The sequence below is a fragment of the Pseudomonas sp. W4I3 genome (genome assembly GCF_030816195.1).
In the GTDB taxonomy this organism is placed as follows: Bacteria; Pseudomonadota; Gammaproteobacteria; order Pseudomonadales; family Pseudomonadaceae; genus Aquipseudomonas.
Genome location: NZ_JAUSXS010000001.1, coordinates 3,963,058 through 3,989,022, shown reverse-complemented (window position 1 = coordinate 3,989,022; position 25,965 = coordinate 3,963,058). Strand labels below are relative to the sequence as shown.

Sequence of the window (25,965 nt, the reverse complement as noted above, 5' to 3'; positions counted from 1 at the left end):
CCAAATCCAGCTGAAGCAGACTTCCTTCATTACGCTTGGGGAGTGCGGATGAATGTTTTTGCTGATCGATCTTTGCTCAAGGGCATCGTCTACGGTGTTTTCGCGGGGCTGTGCTGGGGCGTGATATTTCTCGGCCCCCAGCTTACGCCGGGGTTGAGCGGGCTGCAGTTCGCCGTGCTCAGGTTTCTCTGTTATGGCGCGATCTCATTGGCCTTGCTGCTGCCGCGCTGGCGGCGGGTTTGCGCCAACCTGACGGTGGCCGACTGGAAGTCACTTTTCTGGCTCAGCCTGGTCGGCAACCTTATTTACTATGCGCTGGTGGGCACCGGAGTGCAGTTGGTGGGCATTGCCACAACCTCGCTTATCGTTGGGCTCATCCCGGTGTTCGTCACATTGGCGGGGCGTCACGATGCCAACGCCGTTGCGCTGCGCAAGCTCGTCCCCTCGCTGTGCTGTGCCGTCGCAGGCGTGGTGCTGATCAGTTGGCATGCGCTGGTCAATGGCGACAGGCCCGACACACTGACCAACATTGCTGGGATTTTATGCGCGACCGGCGCCCTGGCGACCTGGAGCTGGTTCGCGGTGAGCAACGCTCGGCGGCTGGTTCAGGTAGCCAGCGTGTCCTCCCATGACTGGGCACTGCTGACGGGTGTGATGACCGGCGCGCAGTCGCTGCTGTTGGCGGCGCCAGTCCTGGGTTTGCACGCCGCCAGCCATGACAACGCTCAATGGCTGCACTTTTTCCTGGTGGCTGGCGGCGTGGCGCTTTTATCGTCGGTTATCGGTGGCGCGTGTTGGAATCAGGCCAGCAGGCTTCTGCCATTGGCGCTCAGCGGGCAAGTGCTGGTGATCGAGACGCTGGCGGCGCTGGTTTTTGGTTTTCTATGGGAGCATCGATTCCCCGATTCGTACGAACTCGCCGCGATCCTGCTGCTTGTCACCGGTGTCGTGTGGTGCCTGAACAGTCATCGCGCGCCCCAGCACGCGCCGGCGAACGCTTAGTCCTCGGCCACTGTAGTGCGACTCCCTAGGGTCTGGAACGACGCGTCGGACTCTCAGTGTCCAACTTCAACTCGCTCGTCTCGGCATTGGCGCACAGTGACCTAGTGGCGGTGGTGCCAGAAAGGCTAGTGCAAGATGAACCAGCACTGCACGTCCAAGCGCCTCCACTGGCCATTCCCGGATTTGAAATGCTGACCCCTAGGTTCCCTTGAAGTGTCTGGCCAGCCCGGTTTCTCGGTGACAGGACTGCTAAATCAACTGACGGATCCCCAACGACAAAATCAACCCGCCACACAGTCGGTCAATCGCTTTTCTCCGTCCTTGATAAGCGCTGGCGATCCTGGGCTGGGAAAGGGCGATTGCTACCATTGCATACCAGGCCAGCGAAACTACCACTACGACTGCCAGCATCGACAAGAACGTGCCTGGCGAAACGTGGGCGGGGGCGGCGGCTGAGAAGACAGCGGCATAGAAGGCCATGGACTTCGGGTTACCCAGGTTGGTAATCACACCTTGAGTGAAGGACTGTCGGCAACTGCCGGCGACGGCATCATTTGAGGGACCGATAGCATTCCTCCCGGCATTGAGTAGCAATCGGAACCCGAACCACATCAGATAGGCTGCCCCGAGCACCTTCACAACCAGGGCGGCCCAGGGCAGGGCAGCAAATACGATCCCCAGCCCACCAATCGCACAGGTTGACCAGAACAGATTGACCACGACGATTCCCGCCACCAAAGCCAGAGCTTCAGCGCGTGTAGCGGCCACAGCCTTATGGACGACGGCAACGAAATTCGGGCCAGGAATAACGACACCCGCCAGGTAGACCAAGAACACTGTTAACACAGCGGAACCGTCGATCATGTGATTACTCGCAAGGTCTGCAGGGAGGCGGCGACTGTCACCAAAGCCTGAGTTTTACACAGTCGCAGCAGATCCGGGCCTGTTTTATGTAGGCGTCCCTTGCGCAGTGCCGGAAGATGCCAACGGCCGGCTACGCGGCCAAGCCGTCAGCAGTGTGGACCGTTACTCGACCGTGCAGATCCAGCGGTGATTGTGCCGGTAGGGCGCGCGCGTGAAGTGGACATCGGAAACCAGATTCAAGCCGCGCTCTTTCAAGGCTTCGGTCAGTTGTACGAGTGTCTCTGCCTGGATAGTCATCACTGTTACCTCGTCAAATTTACCGCATTCATAATTCTTGACTGAGCGGGCAACTCGCTAATTCAAATTTTCTACAGGTTTAATAGTGGACGGCCGCGCCTGTAGTCCGATGCTTATCTAAACCCGTGGTGCTGCACTTTTTTTGATTTTCCTGATCTACCTCTGTCTCTGCCATGCGACTCCTGCGATTGGCCAACAGACACAGACCCGGAACCGATGCATCGAACGTTCACTGTTTTCATCACCCGATGGCCGCCGTTGCTGGCTGCGATGCTCGCGCTGTGTGCCGTCGGTTGCAGCCAGCAACAGGGGCGCGACATCGCCAGGCAGTTCAGCGATGGCAAGCCGGATGAGTTCTTTCAAACCAGCGTGGACCGCATGGCCACCCTGGGCATGCGCGACAATCTGCAAAGCCTGTATCTGCTGATGAGCAAGCTTTACCTGCGCAATCCCAACCAGTGGCGTCAGTCCGGTTACCCGGATGCGGTGAGCGCCGCGCGGGCTATTCGTCAGGCTATCGAAAACCGTCAGCCATTGCCTGCGCTGGGTGAGCGGCGTGACCTGGCGGCCTTAAGCTACTCCTTGAGCCCGGAGTTTCGCGGCGATCGAGTGGGGGCGTTCATCTACGCGATCGGCAGCATGCTCGTGACCGCGCACGGTGGGCGTACGCAGTTCTATGTGACCGACTCGATCAACCCACAGTTTGTCAGCAACGCCGCACGCAATATCGAGAAAGCCACCTGGCTGCTGGGCCAGCGCCAGGACGCAAACGGCGTGTTGCTGCTGTTTTCCAACGAAATATCGGAGGAGGGCAGCAACCTCAGTTTCGCCGTCGAGTTCGGCAAGATCGTCGCGCGCCTGGACCTGCTGACCCAGATACTCGATGAGCGCTACCGACGTATCGGCCTCAACTATGCGCAAAGTCTGCTGCTGATGAATTTCCTGCCTGTGCAGTGACGCGTTCGCTGCCGGGACAGGCCCGCGGGGTGCGGTGTTTCTCTTTCCTCTGTAGGAAGGTGCCTATCATGCCCAGGACCGCTTGAAACACGCCCCCGGTCAGCCCTAGCCTCGGACTTTTCTTAAACACGAGTGCCTACCTTGGGTAAGCGAAAAACGGTTTGGCCTACTGATCGCGAAATCCGCCTGCGATTTATCCTTTTTGCTGTCATCGACGCCGCCAGTGCCCAGGGGGTGGCTGCGGATGTATTGCTCACCGCGCATAAACTGTTGCGCGACTCACCGACGGAGGCGCAGCTATGCGATGCGCTTGCCGACATTCTGGCTGCCGATGAGATGTATGGGTTCAGATTTCCCGTCGGTTCGGACGCTGACGATCTGATGCAAACGCTTGCATTGCCGGGCAACGGGGCGCGCGATTGATCCATTTGCCCAGGGTTAGACCGTTTATTTCCATCTGGAATATTTAAGTTCCTGGTTCGAATATCCATCGCGTCTATTTCGAAACTACCGTGGAGGGTTATGCCGCTATAGCATCGGTGTCGACGTGATGCCGGTTTTAGCGCGTGTTCAAACCCACCAAGTCGCCCCTGGAACATCCAATCCTGCTGCTCTGCCAGCGTCTTGCGCCGTTGCCTGGCGGCTCTAGAATCGGCGCCAGAACCTGGCCTTTCCTGTCGATTACGGAGTTTCGAACATGATGAACGCAATGCAGATGCCGATGAACACCTCCATGCCAATGATGCCGATGATGGGCATGCCCATGATGATGGCGACCCTGCAGTGCGAAATGGCCGGTGACGCCATGATGTGCACCCTGAAACCTGCCGCAGGCATGGACATGGCCCAGTTCAAGACCAGCGCCGAGATGATGGCGATGATGATGAACTGCGGCATGCCGATGATGATGCAGTGCGCCAATATGAACATGATGTGCATGTCGGCGGACACGATGAACATGCTGTCGAGCATGAACATGCCGATGCCCATGGGCATGATGAAATGCGTGATGGAGTGCACCCTGCAGGGTGACAGCATGATGTGCAAAATGATGCCGATGTCGGGCATGAGCATGGGCATGATGGAAAACTGCTGCATGCTGATGAACAAGATGATGAACGACTGCGCCATGCCGATGATGATGAGCTGCAACGGCATGCCGATGATGTGCTGCACCTGCTGACAGCTCGCCTGTCAGAAAAAAGCCCCGAATTCTCGGGGCTTTTTGCATTCAGTCCAGGCGTTCCGGGTAGATGATCACCAGGAACGCCACCGCCTCGCTGTCAGCCGGGTTGCGATAGCGGTGCGGCTGGTCGGCGAAAAACAGAATGGAATCGCCGGTGGAGAGCAGGTAGCGCTCATCGTTGACGCTGACCTCCAGCACCCCCTGGGCGACCACCAGATTTTCCTGGATGCCCGGACCGTGCCCCTCGGAGACTTCCTCACCCAGGCCTCGCAGGCGGATTTCATAAAATTCGGACTGGCGCGCCCTGTCGAAAGGGAACAACGCCCGGCTGACGAACGCTCCGTCAGCGCTCACCAGGCGTTTGCTCTGTCGCGCCGGCAGCACTTCGACACCCTCGAACGCGCGATCCTCCAGAAACGCCGCCACTGATACCTTCAAGCCCTTGGCAATCTTGCACAGCACCTTGATCGACGGCACGCTGCGCCCGGACTCGATTTGCGCCAGCATTGCACGGCTCACGCCGCAGGCCCGCGCCAGCCCGTCCATTGACAGGTGGCGCTTGCTGCGCAGGCGTTGCAGGTTATGCGCCACGCACAGGCTGATCACATCATCGTCGGTGCTGGGGGTGGGCAGTGGCTCAGGTGGTTCGGGAATGGCGTGAAGGAAGTTCATCGGCCTTACGCCTGGCGGGTATCGCTGTTTGTCGTGGCGTGCGCAGTAAACACGGCCAGCCCTGCACGCGCTGCGTACATCGCCCACATCAACTCGGCCGCCGCACGTGCCTGGCGGCGTTTACGGTGAAGGGTGAAGTCAATGAGGGTGGCGGATGTTTGCATGGGTAGGCTCTCGCGATGGAGTGGTTCGATGGCCCACAGTAAGGCGTAGCGGTTATTTCCTTAAATACTGAGTTTTCATTTGTTAATTCGATTTTGGACTTAACAGCGAATCCCCATGCGCGCGTGACCTGACAGGTGTGGGCGCCTTCCCATGACTGTTCGCGTGCCGGCGCTGCCGTCCACGCCCTGTCTTTCAAGGACCCGCCCATGCTGTTGCGACAACCTCCGCTGCTATTCGCCACCCTGGCCCTCAGTTCGCTGGTACAGGCCGACAGCCTGCAATTGGCGCCGGTTGAAGTCACCACGGACCAGGCCAGCGCCGGCGACATCGCCCAGGCGCAGCTCAAAAGCGTGCCCGGCGGCACTAATTTCATTGACATGAACAGCGTGCAGCAAGGGCGAATCAGCACCAATGAGGACGTTTTCAAATACCAGGCCGGGGTCTACGCCAAGGCGGCGAACAACGAAGGGGTCAAACTGTCCATTCGCGGTTCGGGCCTGAACCGTAGCCCCGGTGCCCATGGCTCGGGGCTGTACGAAATGTTCGACGGCCTGCCGCTCACCGGTCCCGGCGGTACGCCTTACGAGCTGAAGGACCCGCTATGGCAGAGCCGGGTGGAGGTGCTGCGCGGCGCCAACGGTTTCGATCAGGGCGCGTTGGCCCTGGGCGGCGCTGTCAATTACGTCACCCGTACCGGTCTTGATGCGCCCAAGCTGCAAGTGCGCTATGAAGCGGGCAGCCGTGGCTACGCCCAGCGCGAGATCAGTTCCGGGCAGGTGCTCGGGGATGCCGATTACTACATCAGCCTCACCGATTCGCAGTCCGACGGTTTCCAGCACCAGAGCGCCGGCACCGGCAAAGGCGTCGCGGCCAACTTCGGCTACCGCTTCAACCCGGACCTGGAAACGCGCTTCTATTTTCGTTACCGCGAAACCACCAACGACACCCCGGGCAAGCTCACGCGCTACCAGATCAGCCATGACCCGCGTGCCGCCAACAGCCTCAACGCCGCCCGCGATTCCAAGCGTCTGCAACCGGGCTCCACCTGGATCGCCAACAAGACCACCTTGCAATTGGACGACGCTTCGCGGGTTGAAGTCGGGCTGGCCTATCACGACTACCCGATGGACCTGCGCGAAGGCACCAACCGCCTGAAAGTCGCCTACACCGACATCAGCAGCACCCTCAATTACATTCGCCAGGACAGCCTGTTCGGCCACGACAGCAACACCACGCTCGGCCTGCGCACCACTCAGGCGATGCCCAACAATGGCGCCTCGGAGTACGTGCGCACCCCGGCGGGCAATACGAAGGACTTCGCACCCGGCACCAAGACTCGCGACTACACCTACCTGGGTTCCGATACCGTGCTTCACGTCGGCAACGAGCTGGAGCTGGTGCCTGACCTGTGGCTGACCACCGGCCTGGCCGCGATCTACACCCGCCGCGAAACCCAGGTGACCTATCCAGACGGCCAGGCACCGATCAGCCAGCACGATTGGGACTACGCGCCACGCATTGGCCTGCGCTATGACTTCACCCCGCAATTGCAGGTGTACGGCAACCTGAGCCGTTCGGTCGAGCCGCCGCACGCCTGGTCGATGATCTGGGGTTCCAACAAGTATTTCGGCCCCGGCAATGGCGCGGCCACCGGCTTGCAGCGCGAAGGGGTGAAGCTGCGCAATCAGAGCGCTACGACGCTGGAAGTCGGTGGGCGCGGTGAGGCCTGGCTCGGTCAATGGGACCTGGCGCTCTATCGCTCCGAGGTACGCCACGAGCTGTTGAGCGTGGAAACCCAGGCCCAGACGGCCACCAGCAATGCCATCGTCGCCGAAGCCAATGCCAGCCCCACCGTGCACCAGGGCGTGGAGCTGAGCCTGCTCAGCCCGCTGTGGGACGGCGGACGCGACGGCCAGCTGGCGCTGCGCCAAGCCTATACCTTCAGCGATTTCCACTACCGCGACGATGAGCGTTTCGGTGACAACACCTTGCCTGGCATCCCCAAGCACTATTACCAGGCGCAGTTGCGCTACAGCCACCCGACCGGCTTCTACACCAGCCTCAACAGCGAGCACGCCTCGCGGGTGGCGGTGGATTACGCCAACTCTTACTACGCGGCGGCCTACACCACCCTGGGCGCCACGTTCGGCTACGATGCGCCCAGGCAGGACTGGCAGGCCTGGGTCGACCTGCGCAACCTGACCAACCGGCGCTATGCCAACACCGTCACGCCAGGCTATGACGACAAGGGCGTGGATGTGGCGCGCTCCACGCCGGCCGATGGCCGCGGTATCTACACCGGCGTCTCATGGAGTTGGCGCTGAGAAGGCATCTGTAAGCGCGCGTGGGCGTGCTGCTTTAGCCTTCGTTCTGGCGCAGGCGCTTGTACAGGGTATTGCGGCTCACCCCCAGTTCGCGGGCGAGGTGAGATATGTTGCCGCCCGCCGCCTTCAAGCGCTGCGTCAGGTCGACGCTGTCATCCAGACGCTCACTGGCGGGCTCGGGTGTGGGCCCCAGCAAGTCCACAAAAAAATCATCGGGCAGGTGCTCCGGGCGGATGGGCTGTTCTTCGGCCATCGCCAGCGCCACCTGCAGCACACTGCTCACCTGACGCAGATTGCCCGGCCACGGATGCTGTTCGAACAGCTTCAGCACCTCGGCGCTCAACCCGGCCCACTGCGTGGGGTCGCGGTGCTGCTGCCACAGTTGCTGGAACAGCGCCTGCTTGTCGCTGCGCTCGCGCAATGGCGGCAATTCCAGGGTCAGGCCGCCAATGCGGTAATACAAATCCTCACGAAAGCGACCGGCTTGCACCAGTTCCCGTAGCGCTCGGTTGGTGGCCGAGATGATGCGCAAGTCCACCGGAAACACCTCGCTGCTGCCCACCGGTTGCACACAACGCTCCTGCAGCACCCGCAGCAGCCGGGCCTGGGTGGGTAAAGGCATGTCGCCGATTTCATCGAGAAACAGCGTGCCCTTGTCGGCCTTGCGGATCAGCCCGATGCTGCCTTTTTGGTTGGCACCGGTGAACGCGCCTTTTTCGTAGCCAAACAGTTCCGATTCCACCAGCTCAGCCGGAATCGCCGCACAGTTCACCGCGATCAATGCCTGCTGGCTGCGGGAACTGGCCTGGTGCAGCGCTTTGACGAACACCTCCTTGCCCACGCCGGTTTCGCCGTGGATCAACAGCGGAATGTCCTTTTCCAGCAGGCGTTCGGCCTGACGCACGGCTTTCTCCACCCGCGTATCGCCAAAATGCAGGGTCGTGAGGCTGATGGCGGCGGGCTTGGACGCCGCAGGTGGGTTGAACATCCGCGCCTGCACCGGCGTCTGCCGGGGCCGCTTGAGCAGGCATTGGAAACGATTGCGTCCCGCCGCTTGCAGGGAGAAGGGCAGGCCCTCCGGCTGATTGAGCAACTCCAGCAGCGAGACCTTGAACAAGCTGTCGATCATCACCCGCGACAGACTGATACCCAACAAATTGTCCGCACGCCGGTTAGCCGACAGCACCTGGCCGCTTTCGTCGAAAATCAATAGGCCTGCCCACTGGCTGTCGAGGTTGCTCAGGCCGGTGTTGAACGTCAGCTGGAAGTGCTCGCCGCGAAACAGGTTGAGGATCAGCCGGTTTTCCACGGTCTGGCTCATCATCTTGACCATGCCCAGAGTGTGGGAGGGCGGCAGGTAGCTGTCGCTGGAGACGTCCAGCACCGCAATGATCTCACGTTGGGCGTCGAAAATTGGCGCCGCCGAACCGGTCATGAATCGGTTGGCCTTGAGGAAGTGTTCGTCGTGCTCGATATGCACGGCCTGGGCGCAGGCCAATGCGGTGCCGATGGCGTTGGTGCCGCTGGCATGTTCCATCCAGCTGGCGCCTGCGCTGAAACCACGGGCCAGCCCCGGTTCGATAAACCGCTGGGTGCCCCACGACGTCAAGACCTGGCCCTGGTTGTCGGCCAACATGATCAGGCAGTTGGAATTGCTGAGGATGTTCTCGTAGTAGGGCAGCACTTCCTGATGGGTGGTCTGCACCAGTGAATGCTGACTCTCCAGCAACTGGCGAATGCCCTCGGCGGGCAACTGGTCGAAGCTGGGCGTGCTCTGGTGATCCAGGCCAAAGGCGCGGCAACGGCGCCAGGAGTCCTGGATGATGGTGTCGTGAGTCAGTGGTTCGGCCATGTGTTGACCTTCATTTTTATTGTTTTGGGGTCTTGCACACCAATGGATGTAACCAGGTCAATGTGGGAGGGGGCTTGCCCCCGATAGCGGTGGGTCAGTCAGCACTTTTGTCACTGATATACCGCCATCGGGAGCAAGCCCCCTCCCACAGTTGATCTGTATTGATCAATCAATCGGGGTCCAAAGAGTGTTGTTCAGAACTGTTCATTGTCAACCCCCTGACTGTTCAGTTGATCAGCCAAATTGTTCACTCCCGAACAGCGGATTTACCCCATTTCCTTACGGATCAACCACCTGCCATTTCTGGCACGAAACTCGCTCTGACAACTGGCCAGATTCATTCCAATAATAAAAAGGTCGTGTCATGTCATTGACCCTGGAACATGTCTCCCGCGTTGTCGAAGGCCAAACCTGGATCGACGATGCCAACCTGCGTTTCGAAGCCGGTTCCTTCAACGTATTGCTCGGTCGCACCCTGTCCGGCAAGACCAGCCTGATGCGCCTGATGGCCGGCCTGGACAAGCCCGACAGCGGCCGCATCCTGATGAACGGTGTGGACGTCACGCAAAAACCGGTGCGCTTGCGCAACGTGTCCATGGTGTACCAACAGTTCATCAACTACCCCACCATGACCGTGTTCGAAAACATCGCCTCGCCCTTGCGCCAGGCCGGTGTGTCCAACGAGCTGATCCAGAGCAAGGTGCTGGAAACGGCGCGGATGCTGCGCATCGAGAAATTTCTGCAACGCCACCCGCTGGAACTGTCCGGCGGCCAGCAGCAGCGTACGGCCATGGCCCGAGCACTGGTCAAAGACGCCGAGCTGATCCTGTTCGATGAGCCGTTGGTCAACCTGGACTACAAGTTGCGCGAAGAGCTGCGCCAGGAAATGCGCGAACTGTTCAAGGCGCGCCACACCATCGCTATCTACGCCACCACCGAGCCCAACGAAGCCCTGGCACTGGGCGGCACCACCACCATTCTCCACGAGGGCCGGGTGATTCAGAGCGGCAAGGCCGCCGAGGTCTATCACCAGCCGCAAAGCGTATTGGCTGCGGAGCTGTTTTCCGAACCGCCGATCAACCTGATGCCCGGGCGCATCAGCGGCAATGAAGTGAGTTTCGCCAACTTCGTGCATTTCCCGCTTAACGTCGACCTGCGCCCCATCGGCGAAGGCGAATTCCGCTTCGGCGTGCGCCCCAGCCATATCAGCCTGGTGCCCAGCAACGACGACGACCTGGAGCTGGCGGTAACCGTGGAAGTCGCCGAGATCAGCGGTTCGGAAACCTTCCTGCACGTGCGCAGCGAACATTTCCTGCTGGTGCTGCACCTGCCGGGGGTGCATGAGTACGACGTCGACGCGCCGATCCGCGTGTATATCCCCACCCATAAACTGTTTGTGTTCGATGGCCAGGGCCGTTTGGTCCAGGCCCCCGGGCGCCGTGTCGCGAGGGTTGCCTGATGGCCGAGATCCATTTGCAGAACCTGGCGCACAGCTACAGCCCTACGCCAAGCGGCCCGGAGGACTACGCTATCCGGGCGATGAACCACGTGTGGGAGCAGGGCGGTGCCTACGCCTTGCTCGGCCCGTCGGGCTGCGGCAAGTCGACTTTGCTCAACATCATTTCCGGCCTGCTCAGCCCGTCCGAAGGCCAGGTGCTGTTCGATACCCAGGTGGTCAACGACCTCACCCCGGAAAAGCGCAACATCGCCCAGGTGTTCCAGTTTCCGGTGGTGTACGACACCATGACGGTGTTCGATAACCTGGCGTTTCCCCTGCGCAACCAGGGCATGGCCGAGGCGAAAATTCATAGCAAGGTGCAGGAAATCGCCGAGGTCCTCGACCTGCAGAACCTGCTCAGCAAAAAAGCCCGCAACCTCACCGCCGACGAAAAACAGAAAGTCTCCATGGGCCGTGGCCTGGTGCGCGACGACGTGTCGGCGATCCTGTTTGACGAGCCGCTGACGGTGATCGACCCGCACCTGAAGTGGAAACTGCGGCGCAAGCTCAAGCAGATTCACGAGCAGTTCAATATCACCATGGTCTACGTCACCCACGACCAGCTCGAAGCCTCCACCTTCGCCGATAAAATCGCGGTGATGTACGGCGGGCAGATCGTGCAGTTCGGTACGCCGCGCGAATTGTTCGAGCGGCCGAGCCACACCTTCGTCGGTTATTTCATCGGCAGCCCTGGGATGAATCTGATCGAGGTGCAGGCCGAGGCGGGCGGGGTGCGGTTTGCCAACACATTGCTGCCGCTGTCCGAGGCGTTGCAGCAACGCCTCAACGCCACCGACTACAAGAAACTCCAGGTGGGTATTCGCCCGGAATTCATCCATGTGTGGGACGAGCACAACCCTGACGCCTTGCAGGCCGATGTCACTCACGTGGAAGATCTCGGCACCTACAAGATCATGACCCTCAACCTTGATGGCGCCACGCTCAAAGTGCGCCTGGCCGAAGACAAACCGGTGCCCGAAGGCCGAGCCTGCATCAGCTTCCCCGCGCAATGGCTGATGCTCTACGCCGACGATTACCTGCTGGAGGTGCTGCCATGAACAAGGTGCAGAACAACAAGGCCTGGTGGCTGGTGCTGCCGGTGTTCCTGCTGGTGGCGTTCAGCGCCGTGATCCCGATGATGACGGTGGTCAACTATTCGGTGCAGGATATTTTTGACCAGTCCAGCCGCTACTTCGTCGGTGCCGACTGGTACAAACAGGTGCTGCTCGACCCACGCCTGCATGATTCGCTGCTGCGCCAGTTCATCTATTCGGCCTGCGTGCTGCTGATCGAAATCCCCCTGGGCATCGCCATCGCCCTGACCATGCCGACCAAGGGCCGCTGGTCGTCGCTGGTGTTGATCGTGCTGGCAATCCCCTTGCTGATTCCGTGGAACGTGGTCGGCACCATCTGGCAGATCTTCGGCCGCGCCGACATCGGCCTGCTCGGTTACAGCCTCAACGCTATGGGCATCAGCTACAACTATGCGGCCAACACCATGGACGCCTGGGTCACCGTGCTGGTCATGGACGTTTGGCACTGGACCTCACTGGTGGCGTTGCTGTGCTATTCGGGGCTGCGGGCGATTCCGGATGTGTACTACCAGGCGGCGCGGATCGATCGCGCATCGGCCTGGGCGGTTTTCCGACATATCCAGCTGCCCAAGATGAAAAGCGTGCTGTTGATCGCGGTGATGCTGCGTTTCATGGACAGTTTCATGATCTACACCGAACCGTTCGTACTGACCGGCGGCGGGCCGGGGAACGCCACCACCTTCCTCAGTCAGACCTTGACCCAGATGGCCGTAGGCCAATTCGACCTCGGCCCGGCGGCGGCATTTTCGCTGGTGTACTTCCTGATCATCCTGTTGGTGTCCTGGCTGTTCTACACCGCCATGACCCACTCCGACGCCAACCGCTGAGGCCGCCAACATGAGCAAGCGCAAGCTGGTTCCATTACTGATCTACATCCTGTTTCTGTTGGTGCCGATCTACTGGTTGCTGAACATGTCGTTCAAGAGCAACACCGAAATCCTCGGCGGGCTGACCCTGTTTCCGCAGGATTTCACCCTGGCCAACTACAAGGTGATCTTCACTGACCCGAGCTGGTACACCGGCTACCTCAACTCGCTGTACTACGTGAGCTTGAACACGGTGATTTCCCTGAGCGTGGCCTTGCCGGCAGCCTACGCGTTTTCGCGCTACCGTTTCCTGGGCGACAAGCACCTGTTCTTCTGGCTGCTGACCAACCGCATGGCGCCACCTGCGGTGTTTCTGCTGCCGTTTTTCCAGCTGTATTCGTCCATCGGCCTGTTTGATACGCATATCGCGGTGGCACTCGCCCATTGTCTGTTCAACGTGCCGCTGGCGGTGTGGATCCTTGAAGGGTTCATGTCCGGCGTACCCAAGGAAATCGACGAAACCGCCTACATTGATGGCTACTCGTTTCCCAAGTTCTTCGTGAAGATTTTCATCCCGTTGATCGGTTCCGGCATCGGCGTTACGGCGTTTTTCTGCTTCATGTTTTCCTGGGTCGAACTGTTGCTGGCGCGCACCTTGACCTCGGTCAACGCCAAGCCCATCGCGGCGGTGATGACGCGCACGGTGTCGGCCTCGGGTATCGACTGGGGCGTGCTGGCAGCGGCGGGGGTGTTGACCATCCTGCCGGGCATGCTGGTGATCTGGTTTGTTCGTAACCACGTGGCCAAGGGCTTTGCCCTGGGCCGGGTCTAGAGGAATCGACGATGGAATGGATGGCCTGGACCACCCCGACTGCACTGTTCTTTGGCGGCATCGCGCTGATTCTGGCGGGCATGACCACCTGGGAGTTGCGCTCGCCGAGTATCCCTCGGCGGGGTTTTCTGCCGATCAGCACCACCCGTGGTGATCGTTTGTTTATCGGTCTTCTCGGCAGCGCCTACCTGCATTTGCTGGTAATCGGCGCCACCGGCTGGAGCATCTGGGTAGCGACCGCGCTGTCCCTGGTGTGGCTGTTGAGTGTGATGCGCTGGGGCTAGCACCGACTCCTTCGTGTAGGCGCGAGCTTGCTCGCGAAAATCGTCAACGATAACGCGTTGCTCCTGGTAGTGCGCGGGGTCTGTGAGTTTTTCGCAGCAAGCTCGCTCCTACAGGGGGAGGTATTTGATAGTCCTGTTCGAAATTAACCAGGAGGTCTCTATGTTGAATAAAAACAATAAGCTGCGACATAGCATTTCATTGGCTGCCGTACTGGCCCTCAGTGGTTTGAGCGCTTCGGCCTGGGCCGATGCGTATGAAGATGCGGCGAAAAAGTGGATCGGCAGCGAGTTCAAACCGTCTACCCTCACGGCCGACCAGCAACTGGAGGAATTGAAGTGGTTTATCAAGGCCGCCGAACCGTTCCGTGGGATGAAGATCAACGTGGTGTCGGAAACCCTCACCACCCACGAATATGAATCCAAGGTGCTGGCCAAGGCCTTCAGCGAAATCACCGGGATCAAGCTGACCCACGACCTGCTGCAGGAAGGCGACGTGGTGGAAAAGCTGCAAACCCAGATGCAGTCCGACAAGAACATCTATGACGGCTGGGTCAACGACTCGGACCTGATCGGTACGCACTTTCGCTACGGCAAGACCGAATCCATCACTGACCTGATGGCCAACGAAGGCAAGGACTTCACCTCGCCAACCCTGGACCTCAAGGACTTTATCGGCCTGTCATTCACCACCGCTCCGGACGGCAAGGTCTACCAGCTGCCCGACCAGCAGTTCGCCAACCTGTACTGGTTCCGCGCCGACTGGTTCGAGCGCCCGGAGCTCAAAGCCAAGTTCAAGGAAAAGTACGGTTATGACCTCGGCGTGCCGGTGAACTGGTCGGCCTATGAAGACATCGCCAAATTCTTCAGCGAAGACGTCAAGGAAATCGACGGCAAGCGCATCTACGGGCACATGGACTACGGCAAGAAAGACCCGTCCCTGGGCTGGCGCTTCACCGACGCCTGGTTCTCCATGGCCGGTGGCGGCGACAAGGGCCTGCCTAATGGCTTGCCAGTGGACGAGTGGGGCATTCGCGTGGAGGACTGCCACCCGGTGGGCTCCAGCGTCACCCGCGGCGGCGACACCAACGGCCCGGCTGCCGTATTCGCCACGCAGAAATACGTGGACTGGATGAAAGCCTATGCGCCACCGGAAGCGGCGGGCATGACCTTCTCCGAATCCGGCCCGGTGCCGTCCCAGGGCAACATCGCCCAGCAGATCTTCTGGTACACCGCGTTTACCGCCGACATGACCAAGCCGGGCCTGCCGGTGGTGAACGCCGACGGCACGCCGAAATGGCGCATGGCGCCGTCGCCGGTCGGGCCGTATTGGGAGAAGGGCATGAAGAAGGGGTATCAGGACGTGGGTTCCTGGACTTTCCTCAAGTCGACGCCGGAAAAACAGAAACTCGCCGCCTGGCTCTACGCGCAGTTCGTGACCTCCAAAACCGTGTCGCTGAAGAAGACCATCGTCGGCCTGACGCCGATTCGTGAGTCCGATATCAACTCCCAGGCCATGACCGACCTGGCGCCCAAGCTCGGTGGCCTGGTGGAGTTCTACCGCAGCCCGGCGCGGGTCGAATGGACCCCGACCGGCACCAACGTGCCGGACTACCCACGCCTGGCGCAACTGTGGTGGAGCAACATCGCCGCCGCCGCCAGCGGCGAGAAAACCCCGCAACAGGCGCTCGACAACCTGGCCAAGGAACAGGACGCGATCATGACGCGCCTGGAACGCTCCAAAGTGCAGCCGGTATGCGGCCCGAAAATGAACCCCGAACGAGACGCGCAATACTGGTTCGACCAGCCTGGCGCGCCGAAGCCAAAACTGGCGAACGAGAAGCCCAAAGGTGAGACCGTGAGCTACAACGACCTGCTCAAGCAGTGGGAGGCGGCGCGCAAATAAAGGGCTGCGCAATGCGCTGAGTCCCAGTGTGGGAGGGGGCTTGCTCCCGATAGCGGTTTGTCAGTGAAAAATGTATTCACTGATCCACCGCTATCGGGAGCAAGCCCCCTCCCACATTTGGATCTGCTTCACGAGCCCAGCTTGCCGAGCGACCGCTTATCCCTCCTTTCCCAACCTCATTTGAATTTTTCGCACCCTCCTAGGCTCTGCATTCTATAAGCGCGTGGTTCAAAGCGCTTTTGCGGGGCCGCCTTGCGGGGTGGTCCGTTGTAACGGACTTTGCGGAAACTGCCACCATGACACTCCTCACAGCGCTGTCGGGCCAACCGGCCTCTGTCACCGACGCGGCCCAGGGTCGCCATCAACGGGTTTATCAACAGTTGTATGGAGAATCCCCGGATGCCATGGAGCTGGCGCGGGAATACTTGCAGGACCAATTGGCCCAGGTAGAAACGAGCGCCAGCGACCTGCCCGATGCGCCCGAACAGCTGCCGGCCTGGGTGGAACAGCGTTGCGCCGCCGTGGCCCAGGCCTATGCCGAGTACTTGGAGCAACGTCAGCAAGGCCGACCCCGTCGCTACTTTCAGAACAAGGCGCACGCCTTGTATGTGCTGCAACGCGTCGCGCCGACCAAACAGGTGGACGGCGCGTGGCTCTATGGCCTGCTGCACTATTGGCAGGACCAGCGTTTCGACGGCCTGCTCACCACCTACCTCGAAGAACTGGGCGATGGCGAAGCCGCACAGAACCACGTGGTGATCTATCGCAAGCTGCTCAGCGAGCACGACGCCGACAGCGAGGCCGGGCTTGAGGATGAGCACTATCTGCAGGGCGCGCTGCAACTGGCCCTGGGCCTGTGCGCCGATGAATTTCTGCCGGAGATCATCGGCTACAACCTTGGCTACGAGCAGTTGCCGCTTCACCTGTTGATCACCGCTTACGAACTGAGCGAGCTGGGTATCGACCCCTATTACTTCACCCTCCATGTGACCATCGACAACCCCAGCAGCGGCCACGCCGCCAAAGCCGCGCAATCGGTGTTGAACCTGCTGCCGCTGGGCGAGGGCAGGGAAGCGTTCTATCGTCGCGTCGCCGCAGGCTATCGCCTCAACGACCTTGGCCGCGGCACCACTGCGGTGATCGAACAGTTCGATCTGCAGGAAGAAGTGGTGGCCATGCTCGAACGCAAGCGCACCTTTGGCCAGCACATGCACTCGGACTATTGCCGCTTCGAAGGCAAGACCGTCAACCAATGGCTGGCCAAGCCCGGGCAAATCGCCGATTTCCTCAAGGCCATGGAGGACAAGGGCTGGATCAAACGCAACCAGGACCCTGCTGAAAGCCGCTTCTGGCAGCTGATTGAGGGCGCGGGCGCCGCGATGTTTGGCGTGTTCAGCGGTTATGAAAAACAGGTGCTGCACGACTGGATCGCCGGTGACTGGATCGGCACCCAGCGCGTGCCGCCGGTGCGTCCGGGACGCGGCAGCCGTTTTTCCCGTGAGCAGCACCGTCCGGCTGACCCAGACACCCAGGCGCTGGCCGATTCACTGTGGAACCTGCCCGATGAGCAGCAGCTGGGCACGCTGATCCCGTGGATGTCGGCGCGGCGACACTGCTGCCCGGCAGGGTTGTACGCTACTCGCCGTTTTATCCAACTGCGCGCGCGCCTGCGCTAAGGAAGTCGTCCATGTCTGCACAACAACTGGCTGATCGTGCTCTGTTGAACCTCGGCCGAGGCCTGAAGGAGAGCGGCTACCGGTTTATCACGCCTACGCCGTTGACCCACGAGCGCGTATTCCGGCGCCTGGGCACACCCCTGGCGATGAACCTGCGCGATGTGTTCGGCTGGTCGATGCCGTTCGACACCGAGCTGTTGCCCGAGGCGTTTCGTGACGAGCTGCAGCAGGCCGAGGTGATCGAAAAACAAGATGCGCTGTGGCGCAGCAGCGTGCGCTGGTCGAGCCTGGATGACCTGTTGTTTGCCCATTCGCCTTATCCCACCGTTGAGGCGGACGCGGTGTTTTTCGGCCCCGACAGCTATCGATTTGCCCAGGTTATCCAAGCCCATCTGCAGCAGCGTTTCGAACCGCTCAAACGCGCAGTGGACATCGGTTGCGGGGCGGGCGTGGGCGCGCTGGTCATCGCCCATGCGCGGCAGGACGCGCAGGTGCTGGCGGTGGACATCAACCCCCGTGCCTTGCGCCTGACCGCGGTGAATGCCGAGCTGGCTGGGCTGGCGAACGTCAGCGTGTACCAAAGCGATGTGCTGGCCAGCGTCGAGGGCGAGTTCGACCTGATCGTCGCCAATCCACCCTACATGAATGACGACCGCCAGCGTGCCTATCGTCATGGCGGTGGCGCGCTGGGCGAGCAGTTGTCGGTGCGCATCGTCAGCGAATCCCTCGGGCGCCTCGCCGTTGGCGGTAGCCTGGTGTTGTATACCGGCGTGGCCATGGTGGCGGGCGGCGACCCGTTTCTGGAGGCGGTCAAGCCATTGCTGACCAGCGACGCCTATGGCTGGACTTACCGTGAACTGGACCCCGACGTCTTCGGCGAAGAACTCGATAAACCGGGTTATGAACGCGTCGAGCGGATCGCCGTAGTGGCGCTCACCGTCACGCGTCTGCGCTGAACGCTCAGGCTCAAGGCGACCATTTATCAGTTGCGCCGCAGTTCGGGGGAACGCCCCGGTACTGCGCGCGCCCTTAAGTAGTAAGCCCCAACCACAGGAGTGCAGAGCATGCGCGCGATGACTTACCAAGGCGCCCACAAAGTGCAGGTCGATACGGTCCCTGACCCGATTATCGAGCAGCCCGACGACATCATTTTGCGCGTCACCGCCACCGCGATCTGCGGTTCGGACCTGCACCTGTATCGAGGCAAAATTCCGACGGTGGAGCATGGCGATATCTTCGGGCACGAGTTCATGGGCGTCGTTGAAGAAACCGGCCCGGCAGTGACGGCAGTGCAGCGCGGCGACCGCGTGGTGATTCCGTTCGTGATTGCCTGTGGCGACTGTTTCTTCTGCCAGTTACAACAGTACGCCGCCTGCGAAACCACCAACGACGGGCGCGGTGCGATCTTGAATAAAAAGGCGATCCCACCGGGCGCCGCGTTATTTGGCTACAGTCGCCTGTATGGCGGCATTCCTGGCGGCCAAGCCGAGCTGGTGCGTGTGCCCAAGGCCAACGCCGGGCCGTTCAAGGTGCCCGGTATGCTGGCGGATGAAAAGGTACTGTTCCTCTCCGACATCCTGCCCACGGCCTGGCAGGCGGTGACCAATGCCGGTATCGGCAAAGGCTCCAGCGTAGCGATCTACGGTGCCGGCCCCGTGGGCTTGCTCAGCGCGGCATGCGCGCAGATGCTCGGCGCCGAACAGATCTTTATGGTCGACGATCACCCTTACCGCTTGGCCTACGCGCAAAAGATGTACGGCGTGATCCCGATCAACTTTGAACAGGACGACGACCCCGCCGACACCATCATCCGCCAGACCGCCGGCATGCGCGGTGTCGATGGCGTAGTGGATGCGGTGGGTTTCGAGGCCAAAGGCAGCACCACCGAAACCATCCTCACCACCTTGAAGATCGAAGGCAGCAGCGGCAAGGCTCTGCGTCAGTGCATCGCTGCCGTGCGCCGTGGCGGCGTGGTCAGCGTGGCCGGGGTCTATGCCGGTTTTATCCATGGCTTCATGTTTGGCGACGCATTCGACAAGGGCCTGACCTTCAAAATGGGCCAGACCCATGTGCAGCGCTACCTGCCGGAGCTGCTGGAGCGCATCGAGGTGGGCCATCTGAACCCTGAGGCAATCGTCACCCACCGACTATCGCTGGAACAGGCAGCGCGCGGGTATGAGCTGTTCGACAAGTGCGAGGAAGAGTGCCGCAAGGTGATTCTGCTGCCAGGTAGCAGCGACCGGCCGTTGACCGAGCCGCTGGAAGAACTGTCTCCCGAGGTCCGCATGCAAGGCGTTCCCGGTTTTTAATCTGCTAATACAAAACCAATGTGGGAGGGGCTTGCCCCCGATAGCGGTGTGTCAGCCAACCAATGCTTAGCTGGCTCACCGCCATCGGGGCATAGGTATCTACACAACTTTGGCATGGCCCTGAACCTGTGGCGAGGAGCTTGCTCCCGTGGCGACCTGGCGGCCTATAGCTATCTGACTGATGCCGCGCGATCCAAATGTGGGAGGGGGCTTGCTCCCGATGGCGGCCTGACAGCCGACCAGGATGTTGGATCAGAGCGCGTACATATCCGTTGCTGCGGTAACGGCGGCTTAGGGTTCCGCCCTTACGGCGGGTCACTTTTGGAAAAGAGCCCCAAAAGTAACCCAAAGGGCTCTTGCCCCACCACTCGGCACCTCGCTCACGCTCGGTGTGCCCGTAATCCGCCACCGATTTGGGGGGGCCGCCGCCACGCGCCATCCATGGCGCGGGGCGGCTAAACCGGCATCCCTGCCGGTTTACCCCCCAAATCACTGTCGAATTCCGGCCAGCGTGGTTTAACGGGGCGCCTAAGATCAAGAGCAAGATCAAGAGCGGCTCGCTTCGCATTGTGGTTACCGCAGGCTGCTACAACGTTGTGTAGATACCTATGGCCATCGGGGGCAAGCCCCCTCCCACATTTGAAGTGCGTTCAAGTCAATGCTTGTGGCTGAAGGTGCAATTGGTCATCGACATCCTTCACCAACCCGCTGGCCAATAGCAGTGGCGCCACGCGCTTGTGCAACTGCGGCTCGACAAACTCCTTCAGCGTATCCAGCGCCAACACACCGCTAAGCGGCAACTCCGCTTTGGTGTAGGACAACCAGGCTTTCTTCAGCGCCATCAGCACATCACTGCCGGCCGTGGAGGCAAAGCGGCGGTGCGTGGGCTTGCCGTCGAAATTAAATGTGTGCTGGAACGCATAGCCGGTTTCATCGCCACCGCCGGCGCTGCAACGAATGCAGGTGCACGGGCCGTCCCCAAAGGCGCTGCGCAGGTAGGCGTTGAAGTCCACCACGGGCTTGAGTGACAGGCGTTTATCAACCTCGAACAGGTCCCCGGTCATTTTTTCGTCAGTGTCCAACGTCCATTTCCTCGCAAGTCGGTAGCGGTCTTTCAAAGCGCGGCACAATACCAGCCGAGCGCGTGTTTGGGGATTATTTGAACCGTACGCACGGTTGCCCGAGCAAAATCAGCGGAAAAATTCACCGGGCGTGGCGTCGAACTGCTGGCGAAACGCATTGATAAACGCCGAAGTCGATTCATAACCACAGCCCAACGCCACATCCGTCACCCGTTCGCCTTGCTCCAGGGCGGGCAGGGCGCTGAGCAGTCGCAGGCGTTGGCGCCACGCGCGAAACGTCAGCCCCGTGTCACGGAGAAACAGACGGCTGAGGGTTTTTTCACTCACCCCCAGCTTACCGCTCCATTGACCCAAGGTGGTCTGCTGCTCCGGGTGCAGGCTCAGGCTGCGGTAAATCTGGCGCAGGCGCGGGTCATGGGGCAAGGGCAACATCAAATCCACTTGAGGCGCTGCGGCGAGTTGGTCCAGCACCACTTGGGCCAGGCGGCCGTCCGGGCCGTCCTCGGCATATTCCACCGGCAGTTCACTGAAGCTGCGGATCAACTCGCGCAGCAAACTGCTCACCGCCAGCACCTGACAACGCTCGGCCGCCCACGCGGTGACGCGGCAATCGAGGTAAAGGCTGCGCATCTCGGTGTGGGGCGAGCTGTACACGCGATGGGGCATGCCCGCCGGAATCCACACTGCACGCTGGGGCGGCGCAACGAAGCGCCCGGCGCTGGTCTGGATCTCCAGCACTCCGGAAATCGCATAGGACAACTGCACCCAAGGATGGCTATGCCGCCGCGTCAGCGCCCGATTCGGCAACGATTCGGTGCGCCCGTACACCGGCCGTGGCAGGCTGGACAGCCCGGGCACAGTGCGTCGCACGGTTTTGTCATGTCCTTTGGGCGGCATTTACTGGCTCATTGGCGTTAGTCGGTAAAAGAGGGTTACGTTAGAGTCGCCAGTACGCTCTTGGCAACCCCTGGAAGATTTGCTTATGACCCGTCCTCGTTTCCTGCCCGACAATTTCACCCTGACCCTGATCGCTACGGTCATTCTCGCCTCGCTGCTGCCCGCCAGCGGCCAGACTGCCGTGGCGTTCGGCTGGGTCACTAACCTGGCCATTGCGCTGCTGTTTTTCCTGCACGGCGCCAAGCTGTCGCGCGACGCCATCGTCGCCGGCGCTGGGCACTGGCGCCTGCATTTGCTGGTGTTCAGCCTGACGTTCGTGCTGTTCCCGCTGCTGGGCCTGGCGCTCAAGCCCTTGCTGTCACCGTTGATCGGCAACGACCTGTACATGGGCATGCTCTACCTCTGCGCGCTGCCGGCCACCGTGCAATCGGCGATTGCCTTCACTTCGCTGGCGCGCGGCAACATCCCGGCGGCGATCTGCAGCGCAGCGGCCTCCAGCCTGTTCGGTATCTTCCTGACGCCGTTGCTGGTGACCCTGCTGCTCAATGTGCACGGCGATGGCGGCTCCACGGTCGACGCGATCCTGAAAATCAGCGTGCAGCTGCTGCTGCCCTTCGTCGCCGGCCAGATCGCCCGGCGCTGGATCGGCGACTGGGTCGGGCGCAATAAAGCCTGGCTCAAGTTCGTCGACCAAGGCTCGATCCTGCTGGTGGTCTACGGCGCCTTCAGCGAAGCGGTCAACGAAGGCATCTGGCACCAGATTCCGCTGTGGGAGCTGGGTGGGCTGGTAGTGGCGTGCTGCGTGTTGCTGGCGCTGGTGCTGGTGGCGTCCGCGCTGCTGGGCAAAGCGTTCGGCTTCACACCAGGAAGACCGCATCACCATCCTGTTCTGCGGTTCGAAGAAAAGCCTGGCCACCGGCGTGCCCATGGCCCAGGTACTGTTCGCCGGGGCGACCATGGGCGTGCTGATCCTGCCGCTGATGCTGTTCCATCAGATCCAGTTGATGGTGTGTGCGGCATTGGCCCAGCGCTATGCGAAACGGCCGGAAAGCATTCCTGAGTTGATGACGCAGGTGGATCCGTGAGTCAGTTTTTATCGACGGGCAAATAGCCTCACGTTAACGCTGCGCCGATTGACGTAACTGCCCCTGCGACAAATGCACGCAGCGGCTCGGCGATAACTGGACGGGATCGGCGCCAACAGCCGCGCGAGAAACCTATAGAATGTTCAACGGCCCCGCCTGTTCGGCGCGGCCGTTTGATCACCGTCAGAGTACCTCGCCCGTCAATGAGCCTTTCAGCCGCAACCCCTCAAGCCAATTGGCAACCGGTCATCGCCCTGGCGCTGGCCGCGTTTGTGTTCAATACCACCGAATTCGTGCCGGTCGGCCTGCTCAGCGCCATCGGCGCCAGCTTTGACATGCCTGTGGCCAGCGTCGGCCTGATGCTGACCATCTATGCGTGGATCGTGTCGCTGACGTCGCTGCCGGTGATGCTGCTCACGCGTAACGTCGAACGGCGCAAATTGCTGATCGTGCTGTTCGGGCTGTTTATCGCCAGTCATATCCTGTCCAGCGTGGCCACCAGCTTCGGCCTGCTGATGGTCAGCCGCGTCGGCATTGCCCTGGCCCACGCCTTGTTCTGGTCGATCACCGCGTCGCTGGCGGTGCGCCTGGCACCGGCGGGCAAGCAGGTGCAGGCCCTCGGTCTGCTCGCCACCGGCACGTCCCTGGCGATGGTGCTGGGCATCCCCCTGGGTCGCCTGCTCGGCGAGGCCATGGGCTGGCGCACCACGTTCCTGGTGATCGCCGCGTTCGCGGCGGCACTGGTCTTCTGGCTGGCGCGCACGTTGCCGCCGCTGCCGAGCCAGAACTCCGGCTCCCTGCGCAGCCTGCCGTTGCTGTTCAAGCGCCCGGCACTGGTGGCGCTCTACGTGCTGACGGCGATGACCGTTACCGCACAATTCACCGCCTACAGCTACATCGAACCCTTCGTCGAAGGTGTCGCCGGCCTGGGCGGCAGTGCGGTCACCCTGATTTTGCTGGTGTTCGGCGGCGCCGGCATCATCGGCTCGCTGCTGTTCAGCCTGGTGCACCGTTTCAATCCGCACGTGTTCGTGATCAGCTGCGTGTTCCTGCTCGCGGCCTGCCTGGCGCTGATGCTGCCGCTGAGCGGCGCCGAATCCTACCTGGTGGTCCTGAGTATCTTTTGGGGCATGGCGATCATGGGTTTTGGCCTGGCGATGCAGTCCAAGGTGCTGGTGCTGGCCCCCGACGCCACCGACGTGGCGATGGCGATGTTTTCCGGCATCTACAACATCGGCATCGGCGGCGGCGCGCTGATGGGCAGCTGGGTCGGCAGCCACTTCGGCTTCGCCTGGATCGGCGCGGCGGGCGGCTTGCTGGCGGCGCTTGCGTTGGTGGGGTATTGCCTGGCGATTCGGCGGTTTGGGACGGGTGTGGTGCAGAGTTGAAAAATAGACGGCGGCCCTGTGCTAATGCCAGTCAGTCCAGGCATAGGTACCACACAACTTTGTAGCAGCCTACGGTAACCACGATGCGAAGCGAGCCGCTCTTGATCTTGCTTTTGATCTGAGGCGCCCCGTTAAACCACGCTGGCCGGAATTCGATATTGATTTGGAGGGTAAACCGGCAGGGATGCCGGTTTAGCCGCCCCGCGCCATGGATGGCGCGTGGCGGCGGCCCCCCAAATCAATGTCGGATTACGGGCACACCGAGCGTGAGCGAGGTGCCGAGTGGTGGGGCAAGAGCCCTTTGGTTACTTTGGGGCTTTTCCAAAGTGACCCGCTGTAAGAGCGGAACCCTAAGCCGCCGTTACCGCAGCAACGGATATGTACGCGCTCTGATCCAACATCCTGGTCGGCTGTCAGGCCGCCATCGGGAGCAAGCCCCCTCCCACAGGTTGCTTTTTTACGGCTGCCAGGTCTGCACAGCCTTGGCGTCCACGGCCCTGGGCAACAACCCGGCCTTGAAGAACGCATCGGCAATGTTCTGCTGTTCACCCAACTGCTCCAGCGTCACCGGTTGCACCTGGTAACTGCGGTGCGCATTCGCCGCTTCCACCGTTGCCGCATCCAGGTTGCCCCACAACGGCCCGAGTACTTTCGCCGCGTCCTGCGGATGGGTTTTTACCCATTGTCCGGCCTTTTCCAGCTGTGCATACACCACTTTCAATACCTCGGGATGGGCCTGGGCGTAGGGCGTACCCGTCAGGTAATAACGCTTGTAACTGGCCAGCCCTGTGCCGTCCGCCAGAGTGCGCGTCGGTAATTGGCGCTGCACGCTGGTGAGGAAGGGTTCCCAGGTCACCCAGGCATCCACCTTGTTGTTTTCGAACGCGGCGCGACCGTCTGCGGGCGAGAGATACGCCGGCTCGATATCCGAGAAGTCCAGGCCAGCCTTGTTCAAGGCGGCGATCAGCAAATATTGGGTGCCGGCAGCCTTGGTCACCGCGATTTTCTTGCCCTTGAGGTCCCCCAGTTGCTGGATCGGCGAGTCCTTGCGCACCACGATGGCTTGGGCTGCGGGCGAGGGCGCTTCCTGGGCGAAATAGGTGAGCTTGGCTTGAGCCGCCTGGGCGAAGATCGGCACCGTATCGGCCACATCGGCGCTGATATCGACGTTGCCGACGTTCAATGCTTCCAGCAAGGGCAGCCCGCTGGGGAACTCGTGCCAGCTGACGTCGATGTGGTCGGCCTTGAGGGCTTTTTCCAGGGTGCCCTGGGTTTTCAACAGGGTGATCAGCGTCGAGGATTTCTGGTAACCGATACGTACGGTTTCCTGAGCGGGCGCGCTCAGCGCAACGCAGAGTGTGAGTAACCCGAAGGCAACAGCGAAAGGACGACGAAGGGACATGGCGGGCTCGATTTTCTCTATGACGGCCCAGCTTAATGATCTGAAAAACGTTTAATAAATACCCGTTCGATCTGAGCTTAGGGCGCTTTTCCCCTGAGTACTACGCACGCATCGCCAAGGTGGTGGAAGAGGGGCTGCTGGGGCTGGAGGAGACTGGTAGCCAGCCCAACGCTCAACCGATCATTCCCACGCTCCCGCGTGGGAATGCAGCCTGTGACGCTCTGCGTCACTTGCGGCGTCTGGCGGGACGCGGAGCGTCCCCAGAGGCATTCCACGCAGAGCGTGGGAACGATCCCCCACTTCGCTTGTCCCCGCTTCCCATGTCACCCCCCGCCGCACAAATCCCTTAATTTTCCAAGCCTGTCGGAAGCCTCTCCAGGCCCCCGGCTG

23 protein-coding genes and 2 pseudogenes are annotated in these 25,965 nt (G+C 61.1%); 16 read left to right on the top strand and 9 right to left on the bottom strand.

What is annotated here, in order from left to right; translation table 11 throughout:
• Nucleotides 1-48: 48 nt before the first annotated feature.
• The gene (locus tag QF045_RS18010; RefSeq protein ID WP_306493413.1) at nucleotides 49-1,002 is read left to right on the top strand and encodes a DMT family transporter; all 954 of its coding nucleotides are present in this window, start codon (nucleotides 49-51) and stop codon (nucleotides 1,000-1,002) included.
• Nucleotides 1,003-1,031: 29 nt separating this feature from the next.
• Nucleotides 1,032-1,196: pseudogene (locus QF045_RS18005) on the top strand (LysR family transcriptional regulator); the annotation flags it as partial.
• Between the two features lie 55 nt (nucleotides 1,197-1,251).
• Here QF045_RS18005 and QF045_RS18000 read toward each other — a convergent pair.
• Together QF045_RS18000 and QF045_RS17995 are read right to left on the bottom strand one after the other, a co-directional pair.
• Entirely contained in the window at nucleotides 1,252-1,866 is a 615-nt protein-coding gene (locus QF045_RS18000) for a LysE family translocator (RefSeq protein ID WP_306493412.1), read from the bottom strand.
• A 162-nt stretch (nucleotides 1,867-2,028) separates the two neighbouring features.
• Nucleotides 2,029-2,163, bottom strand: a complete 135-nt coding sequence (locus tag QF045_RS17995) for a hypothetical protein (protein ID WP_256657537.1) — start codon at nucleotides 2,161-2,163, stop codon at nucleotides 2,029-2,031.
• Nucleotides 2,164-2,379: 216 nt separating this feature from the next.
• Between QF045_RS17995 and QF045_RS17990 the strand changes: the two genes are divergently transcribed.
• Both QF045_RS17990 and QF045_RS17985 read left to right on the top strand, forming a co-directional pair.
• On the top strand, nucleotides 2,380-3,120 hold the full coding sequence (locus QF045_RS17990) for a hypothetical protein (protein WP_306493411.1): 741 nt from the start codon (nucleotides 2,380-2,382) through the stop codon (nucleotides 3,118-3,120).
• A 141-nt stretch (nucleotides 3,121-3,261) separates the two neighbouring features.
• Nucleotides 3,262-3,543 (top strand): hypothetical protein, encoded by a 282-nt coding sequence (locus QF045_RS17985; RefSeq protein WP_306493410.1) that lies wholly within the window; start codon nucleotides 3,262-3,264, stop codon nucleotides 3,541-3,543.
• 258 nt (nucleotides 3,544-3,801) lie between these two features.
• On the opposite strand, the gene QF045_RS17980 is transcribed toward QF045_RS17985, so the two are convergent.
• The 3 genes from QF045_RS17980 to QF045_RS17970 are packed head-to-tail and all read right to left on the bottom strand — an operon-like array spanning nucleotide 3,802 to nucleotide 5,142.
• Nucleotides 3,802-4,296, bottom strand: coding sequence for a hypothetical protein (locus QF045_RS17980; protein ID WP_306493409.1), 495 nt, complete (start codon nucleotides 4,294-4,296; stop codon nucleotides 3,802-3,804).
• A 55-nt stretch (nucleotides 4,297-4,351) separates the two neighbouring features.
• Nucleotides 4,352-4,978, bottom strand: coding sequence for a helix-turn-helix domain-containing protein (locus QF045_RS17975; RefSeq protein WP_306493408.1), 627 nt, complete (start codon nucleotides 4,976-4,978; stop codon nucleotides 4,352-4,354).
• Nucleotides 4,979-4,983: 5 nt separating this feature from the next.
• Nucleotides 4,984-5,142, bottom strand: a complete 159-nt coding sequence (locus QF045_RS17970; protein ID WP_164485588.1) for a hypothetical protein — start codon at nucleotides 5,140-5,142, stop codon at nucleotides 4,984-4,986.
• Between the two features lie 207 nt (nucleotides 5,143-5,349).
• On the opposite strand from QF045_RS17970, the gene QF045_RS17965 reads away from it, so the two are divergent.
• The gene (locus QF045_RS17965; RefSeq protein WP_306493407.1) at nucleotides 5,350-7,467 is read left to right on the top strand and encodes a TonB-dependent receptor domain-containing protein; all 2,118 of its coding nucleotides are present in this window, start codon (nucleotides 5,350-5,352) and stop codon (nucleotides 7,465-7,467) included.
• Nucleotides 7,468-7,501: 34 nt separating this feature from the next.
• On the opposite strand, the gene QF045_RS17960 is transcribed toward QF045_RS17965, so the two are convergent.
• On the bottom strand, nucleotides 7,502-9,319 hold the full coding sequence (locus tag QF045_RS17960; protein WP_306493406.1) for a sigma-54-dependent Fis family transcriptional regulator: 1,818 nt from the start codon (nucleotides 9,317-9,319) through the stop codon (nucleotides 7,502-7,504).
• Nucleotides 9,320-9,683: 364 nt separating this feature from the next.
• Between QF045_RS17960 and QF045_RS17955 the strand changes: the two genes are divergently transcribed.
• The 9 genes from QF045_RS17955 (at nucleotide 9,684) to QF045_RS17915 (ending at nucleotide 19,721) form a co-directional block, all read left to right on the top strand.
• Complete coding sequence (locus QF045_RS17955) at nucleotides 9,684-10,778, top strand: ABC transporter ATP-binding protein (protein WP_124363240.1); 1,095 nt, start codon at nucleotides 9,684-9,686, stop codon at nucleotides 10,776-10,778.
• Nucleotides 10,778-11,875: an ABC transporter ATP-binding protein gene (locus QF045_RS17950; RefSeq protein WP_306493405.1), complete on the top strand. Its 1,098-nt coding sequence runs from the start codon at nucleotides 10,778-10,780 to the stop codon at nucleotides 11,873-11,875. The genes QF045_RS17955 and QF045_RS17950 overlap by 1 nt, the downstream gene beginning before the upstream one ends.
• The gene (locus QF045_RS17945) at nucleotides 11,872-12,738 is read left to right on the top strand and encodes a carbohydrate ABC transporter permease (RefSeq protein WP_124363238.1); all 867 of its coding nucleotides are present in this window, start codon (nucleotides 11,872-11,874) and stop codon (nucleotides 12,736-12,738) included. Before QF045_RS17950 ends, QF045_RS17945 begins: the two co-directional genes overlap by 4 nt.
• A gap of 10 nt (nucleotides 12,739-12,748) precedes the next feature.
• Nucleotides 12,749-13,549, top strand: coding sequence for a carbohydrate ABC transporter permease (locus QF045_RS17940; protein WP_124387065.1), 801 nt, complete (start codon nucleotides 12,749-12,751; stop codon nucleotides 13,547-13,549).
• 11 nt (nucleotides 13,550-13,560) lie between these two features.
• Complete coding sequence (locus QF045_RS17935; protein WP_124387064.1) at nucleotides 13,561-13,833, top strand: DUF2160 domain-containing protein; 273 nt, start codon at nucleotides 13,561-13,563, stop codon at nucleotides 13,831-13,833.
• Between the two features lie 160 nt (nucleotides 13,834-13,993).
• On the top strand, nucleotides 13,994-15,736 hold the full coding sequence (locus QF045_RS17930; protein WP_306493404.1) for an ABC transporter substrate-binding protein: 1,743 nt from the start codon (nucleotides 13,994-13,996) through the stop codon (nucleotides 15,734-15,736).
• 296 nt (nucleotides 15,737-16,032) lie between these two features.
• A complete protein-coding gene (locus QF045_RS17925) occupies nucleotides 16,033-17,412 on the top strand; it encodes an iron-containing redox enzyme family protein (protein ID WP_306493403.1) in 1,380 nt (459 codons plus the stop codon).
• A gap of 11 nt (nucleotides 17,413-17,423) precedes the next feature.
• The gene (locus QF045_RS17920) at nucleotides 17,424-18,368 is read left to right on the top strand and encodes a class I SAM-dependent methyltransferase (RefSeq protein WP_306493402.1); all 945 of its coding nucleotides are present in this window, start codon (nucleotides 17,424-17,426) and stop codon (nucleotides 18,366-18,368) included.
• Nucleotides 18,369-18,476: 108 nt separating this feature from the next.
• Entirely contained in the window at nucleotides 18,477-19,721 is a 1,245-nt protein-coding gene (locus QF045_RS17915) for a zinc-dependent alcohol dehydrogenase (protein WP_306493401.1), read from the top strand.
• 650 nt (nucleotides 19,722-20,371) lie between these two features.
• Here QF045_RS17915 and QF045_RS17910 read toward each other — a convergent pair.
• Both QF045_RS17910 and QF045_RS17905 read right to left on the bottom strand, forming a co-directional pair.
• On the bottom strand, nucleotides 20,372-20,803 hold the full coding sequence (locus QF045_RS17910; protein WP_306493400.1) for a hypothetical protein: 432 nt from the start codon (nucleotides 20,801-20,803) through the stop codon (nucleotides 20,372-20,374).
• Between the two features lie 108 nt (nucleotides 20,804-20,911).
• A complete protein-coding gene (locus tag QF045_RS17905; RefSeq protein ID WP_306493399.1) occupies nucleotides 20,912-21,700 on the bottom strand; it encodes a helix-turn-helix domain-containing protein in 789 nt (262 codons plus the stop codon).
• Nucleotides 21,701-21,785: 85 nt separating this feature from the next.
• Here QF045_RS17905 and QF045_RS17900 point away from each other — a divergent pair.
• Together QF045_RS17900 and QF045_RS17895 are read left to right on the top strand one after the other, a co-directional pair.
• Nucleotides 21,786-22,785: pseudogene (locus QF045_RS17900) on the top strand (bile acid:sodium symporter family protein).
• Nucleotides 22,786-22,988: 203 nt separating this feature from the next.
• Nucleotides 22,989-24,173: a sugar transporter gene (locus QF045_RS17895; RefSeq protein ID WP_306493398.1), complete on the top strand. Its 1,185-nt coding sequence runs from the start codon at nucleotides 22,989-22,991 to the stop codon at nucleotides 24,171-24,173.
• Nucleotides 24,174-24,630: 457 nt separating this feature from the next.
• Here QF045_RS17895 and QF045_RS17890 read toward each other — a convergent pair whose 3' ends face one another.
• Entirely contained in the window at nucleotides 24,631-25,575 is a 945-nt protein-coding gene (locus QF045_RS17890; RefSeq protein ID WP_306493397.1) for an aliphatic sulfonate ABC transporter substrate-binding protein, read from the bottom strand.
• Nucleotides 25,576-25,965: the final 390 nt, after the last annotated feature.

Coding starts and splice junctions, on each gene's coding strand:
- QF045_RS18010 (WP_306493413.1), top strand. CDS start 49: ATGAATGTTTTTGCTGATCGATCTTTGCTCAAGGGCATCGTCTACGGT.
- QF045_RS18000 (WP_306493412.1), bottom strand. CDS start 1,866: ATGATCGACGGTTCCGCTGTGTTAACAGTGTTCTTGGTCTACCTGGCG.
- QF045_RS17995 (WP_256657537.1), bottom strand. CDS start 2,163: ATGACTATCCAGGCAGAGACACTCGTACAACTGACCGAAGCCTTGAAA.
- QF045_RS17990 (WP_306493411.1), top strand. CDS start 2,380: ATGCATCGAACGTTCACTGTTTTCATCACCCGATGGCCGCCGTTGCTG.
- QF045_RS17975 (WP_306493408.1), bottom strand. CDS start 4,978: ATGAACTTCCTTCACGCCATTCCCGAACCACCTGAGCCACTGCCCACC.
- QF045_RS17970 (WP_164485588.1), bottom strand. CDS start 5,142: ATGCAAACATCCGCCACCCTCATTGACTTCACCCTTCACCGTAAACGC.
- QF045_RS17965 (WP_306493407.1), top strand. CDS start 5,350: ATGCTGTTGCGACAACCTCCGCTGCTATTCGCCACCCTGGCCCTCAGT.
- QF045_RS17960 (WP_306493406.1), bottom strand. CDS start 9,319: ATGGCCGAACCACTGACTCACGACACCATCATCCAGGACTCCTGGCGC.
- QF045_RS17955 (WP_124363240.1), top strand. CDS start 9,684: ATGTCATTGACCCTGGAACATGTCTCCCGCGTTGTCGAAGGCCAAACC.
- QF045_RS17950 (WP_306493405.1), top strand. CDS start 10,778: ATGGCCGAGATCCATTTGCAGAACCTGGCGCACAGCTACAGCCCTACG.
- QF045_RS17945 (WP_124363238.1), top strand. CDS start 11,872: ATGAACAAGGTGCAGAACAACAAGGCCTGGTGGCTGGTGCTGCCGGTG.
- QF045_RS17940 (WP_124387065.1), top strand. CDS start 12,749: ATGAGCAAGCGCAAGCTGGTTCCATTACTGATCTACATCCTGTTTCTG.
- QF045_RS17935 (WP_124387064.1), top strand. CDS start 13,561: ATGGAATGGATGGCCTGGACCACCCCGACTGCACTGTTCTTTGGCGGC.
- QF045_RS17930 (WP_306493404.1), top strand. CDS start 13,994: ATGTTGAATAAAAACAATAAGCTGCGACATAGCATTTCATTGGCTGCC.
- QF045_RS17925 (WP_306493403.1), top strand. CDS start 16,033: ATGACACTCCTCACAGCGCTGTCGGGCCAACCGGCCTCTGTCACCGAC.
- QF045_RS17920 (WP_306493402.1), top strand. CDS start 17,424: ATGTCTGCACAACAACTGGCTGATCGTGCTCTGTTGAACCTCGGCCGA.
- QF045_RS17915 (WP_306493401.1), top strand. CDS start 18,477: ATGCGCGCGATGACTTACCAAGGCGCCCACAAAGTGCAGGTCGATACG.
- QF045_RS17905 (WP_306493399.1), bottom strand. CDS start 21,700: ATGCCGCCCAAAGGACATGACAAAACCGTGCGACGCACTGTGCCCGGG.
- QF045_RS17895 (WP_306493398.1), top strand. CDS start 22,989: ATGAGCCTTTCAGCCGCAACCCCTCAAGCCAATTGGCAACCGGTCATC.
- QF045_RS17890 (WP_306493397.1), bottom strand. CDS start 25,575: ATGTCCCTTCGTCGTCCTTTCGCTGTTGCCTTCGGGTTACTCACACTC.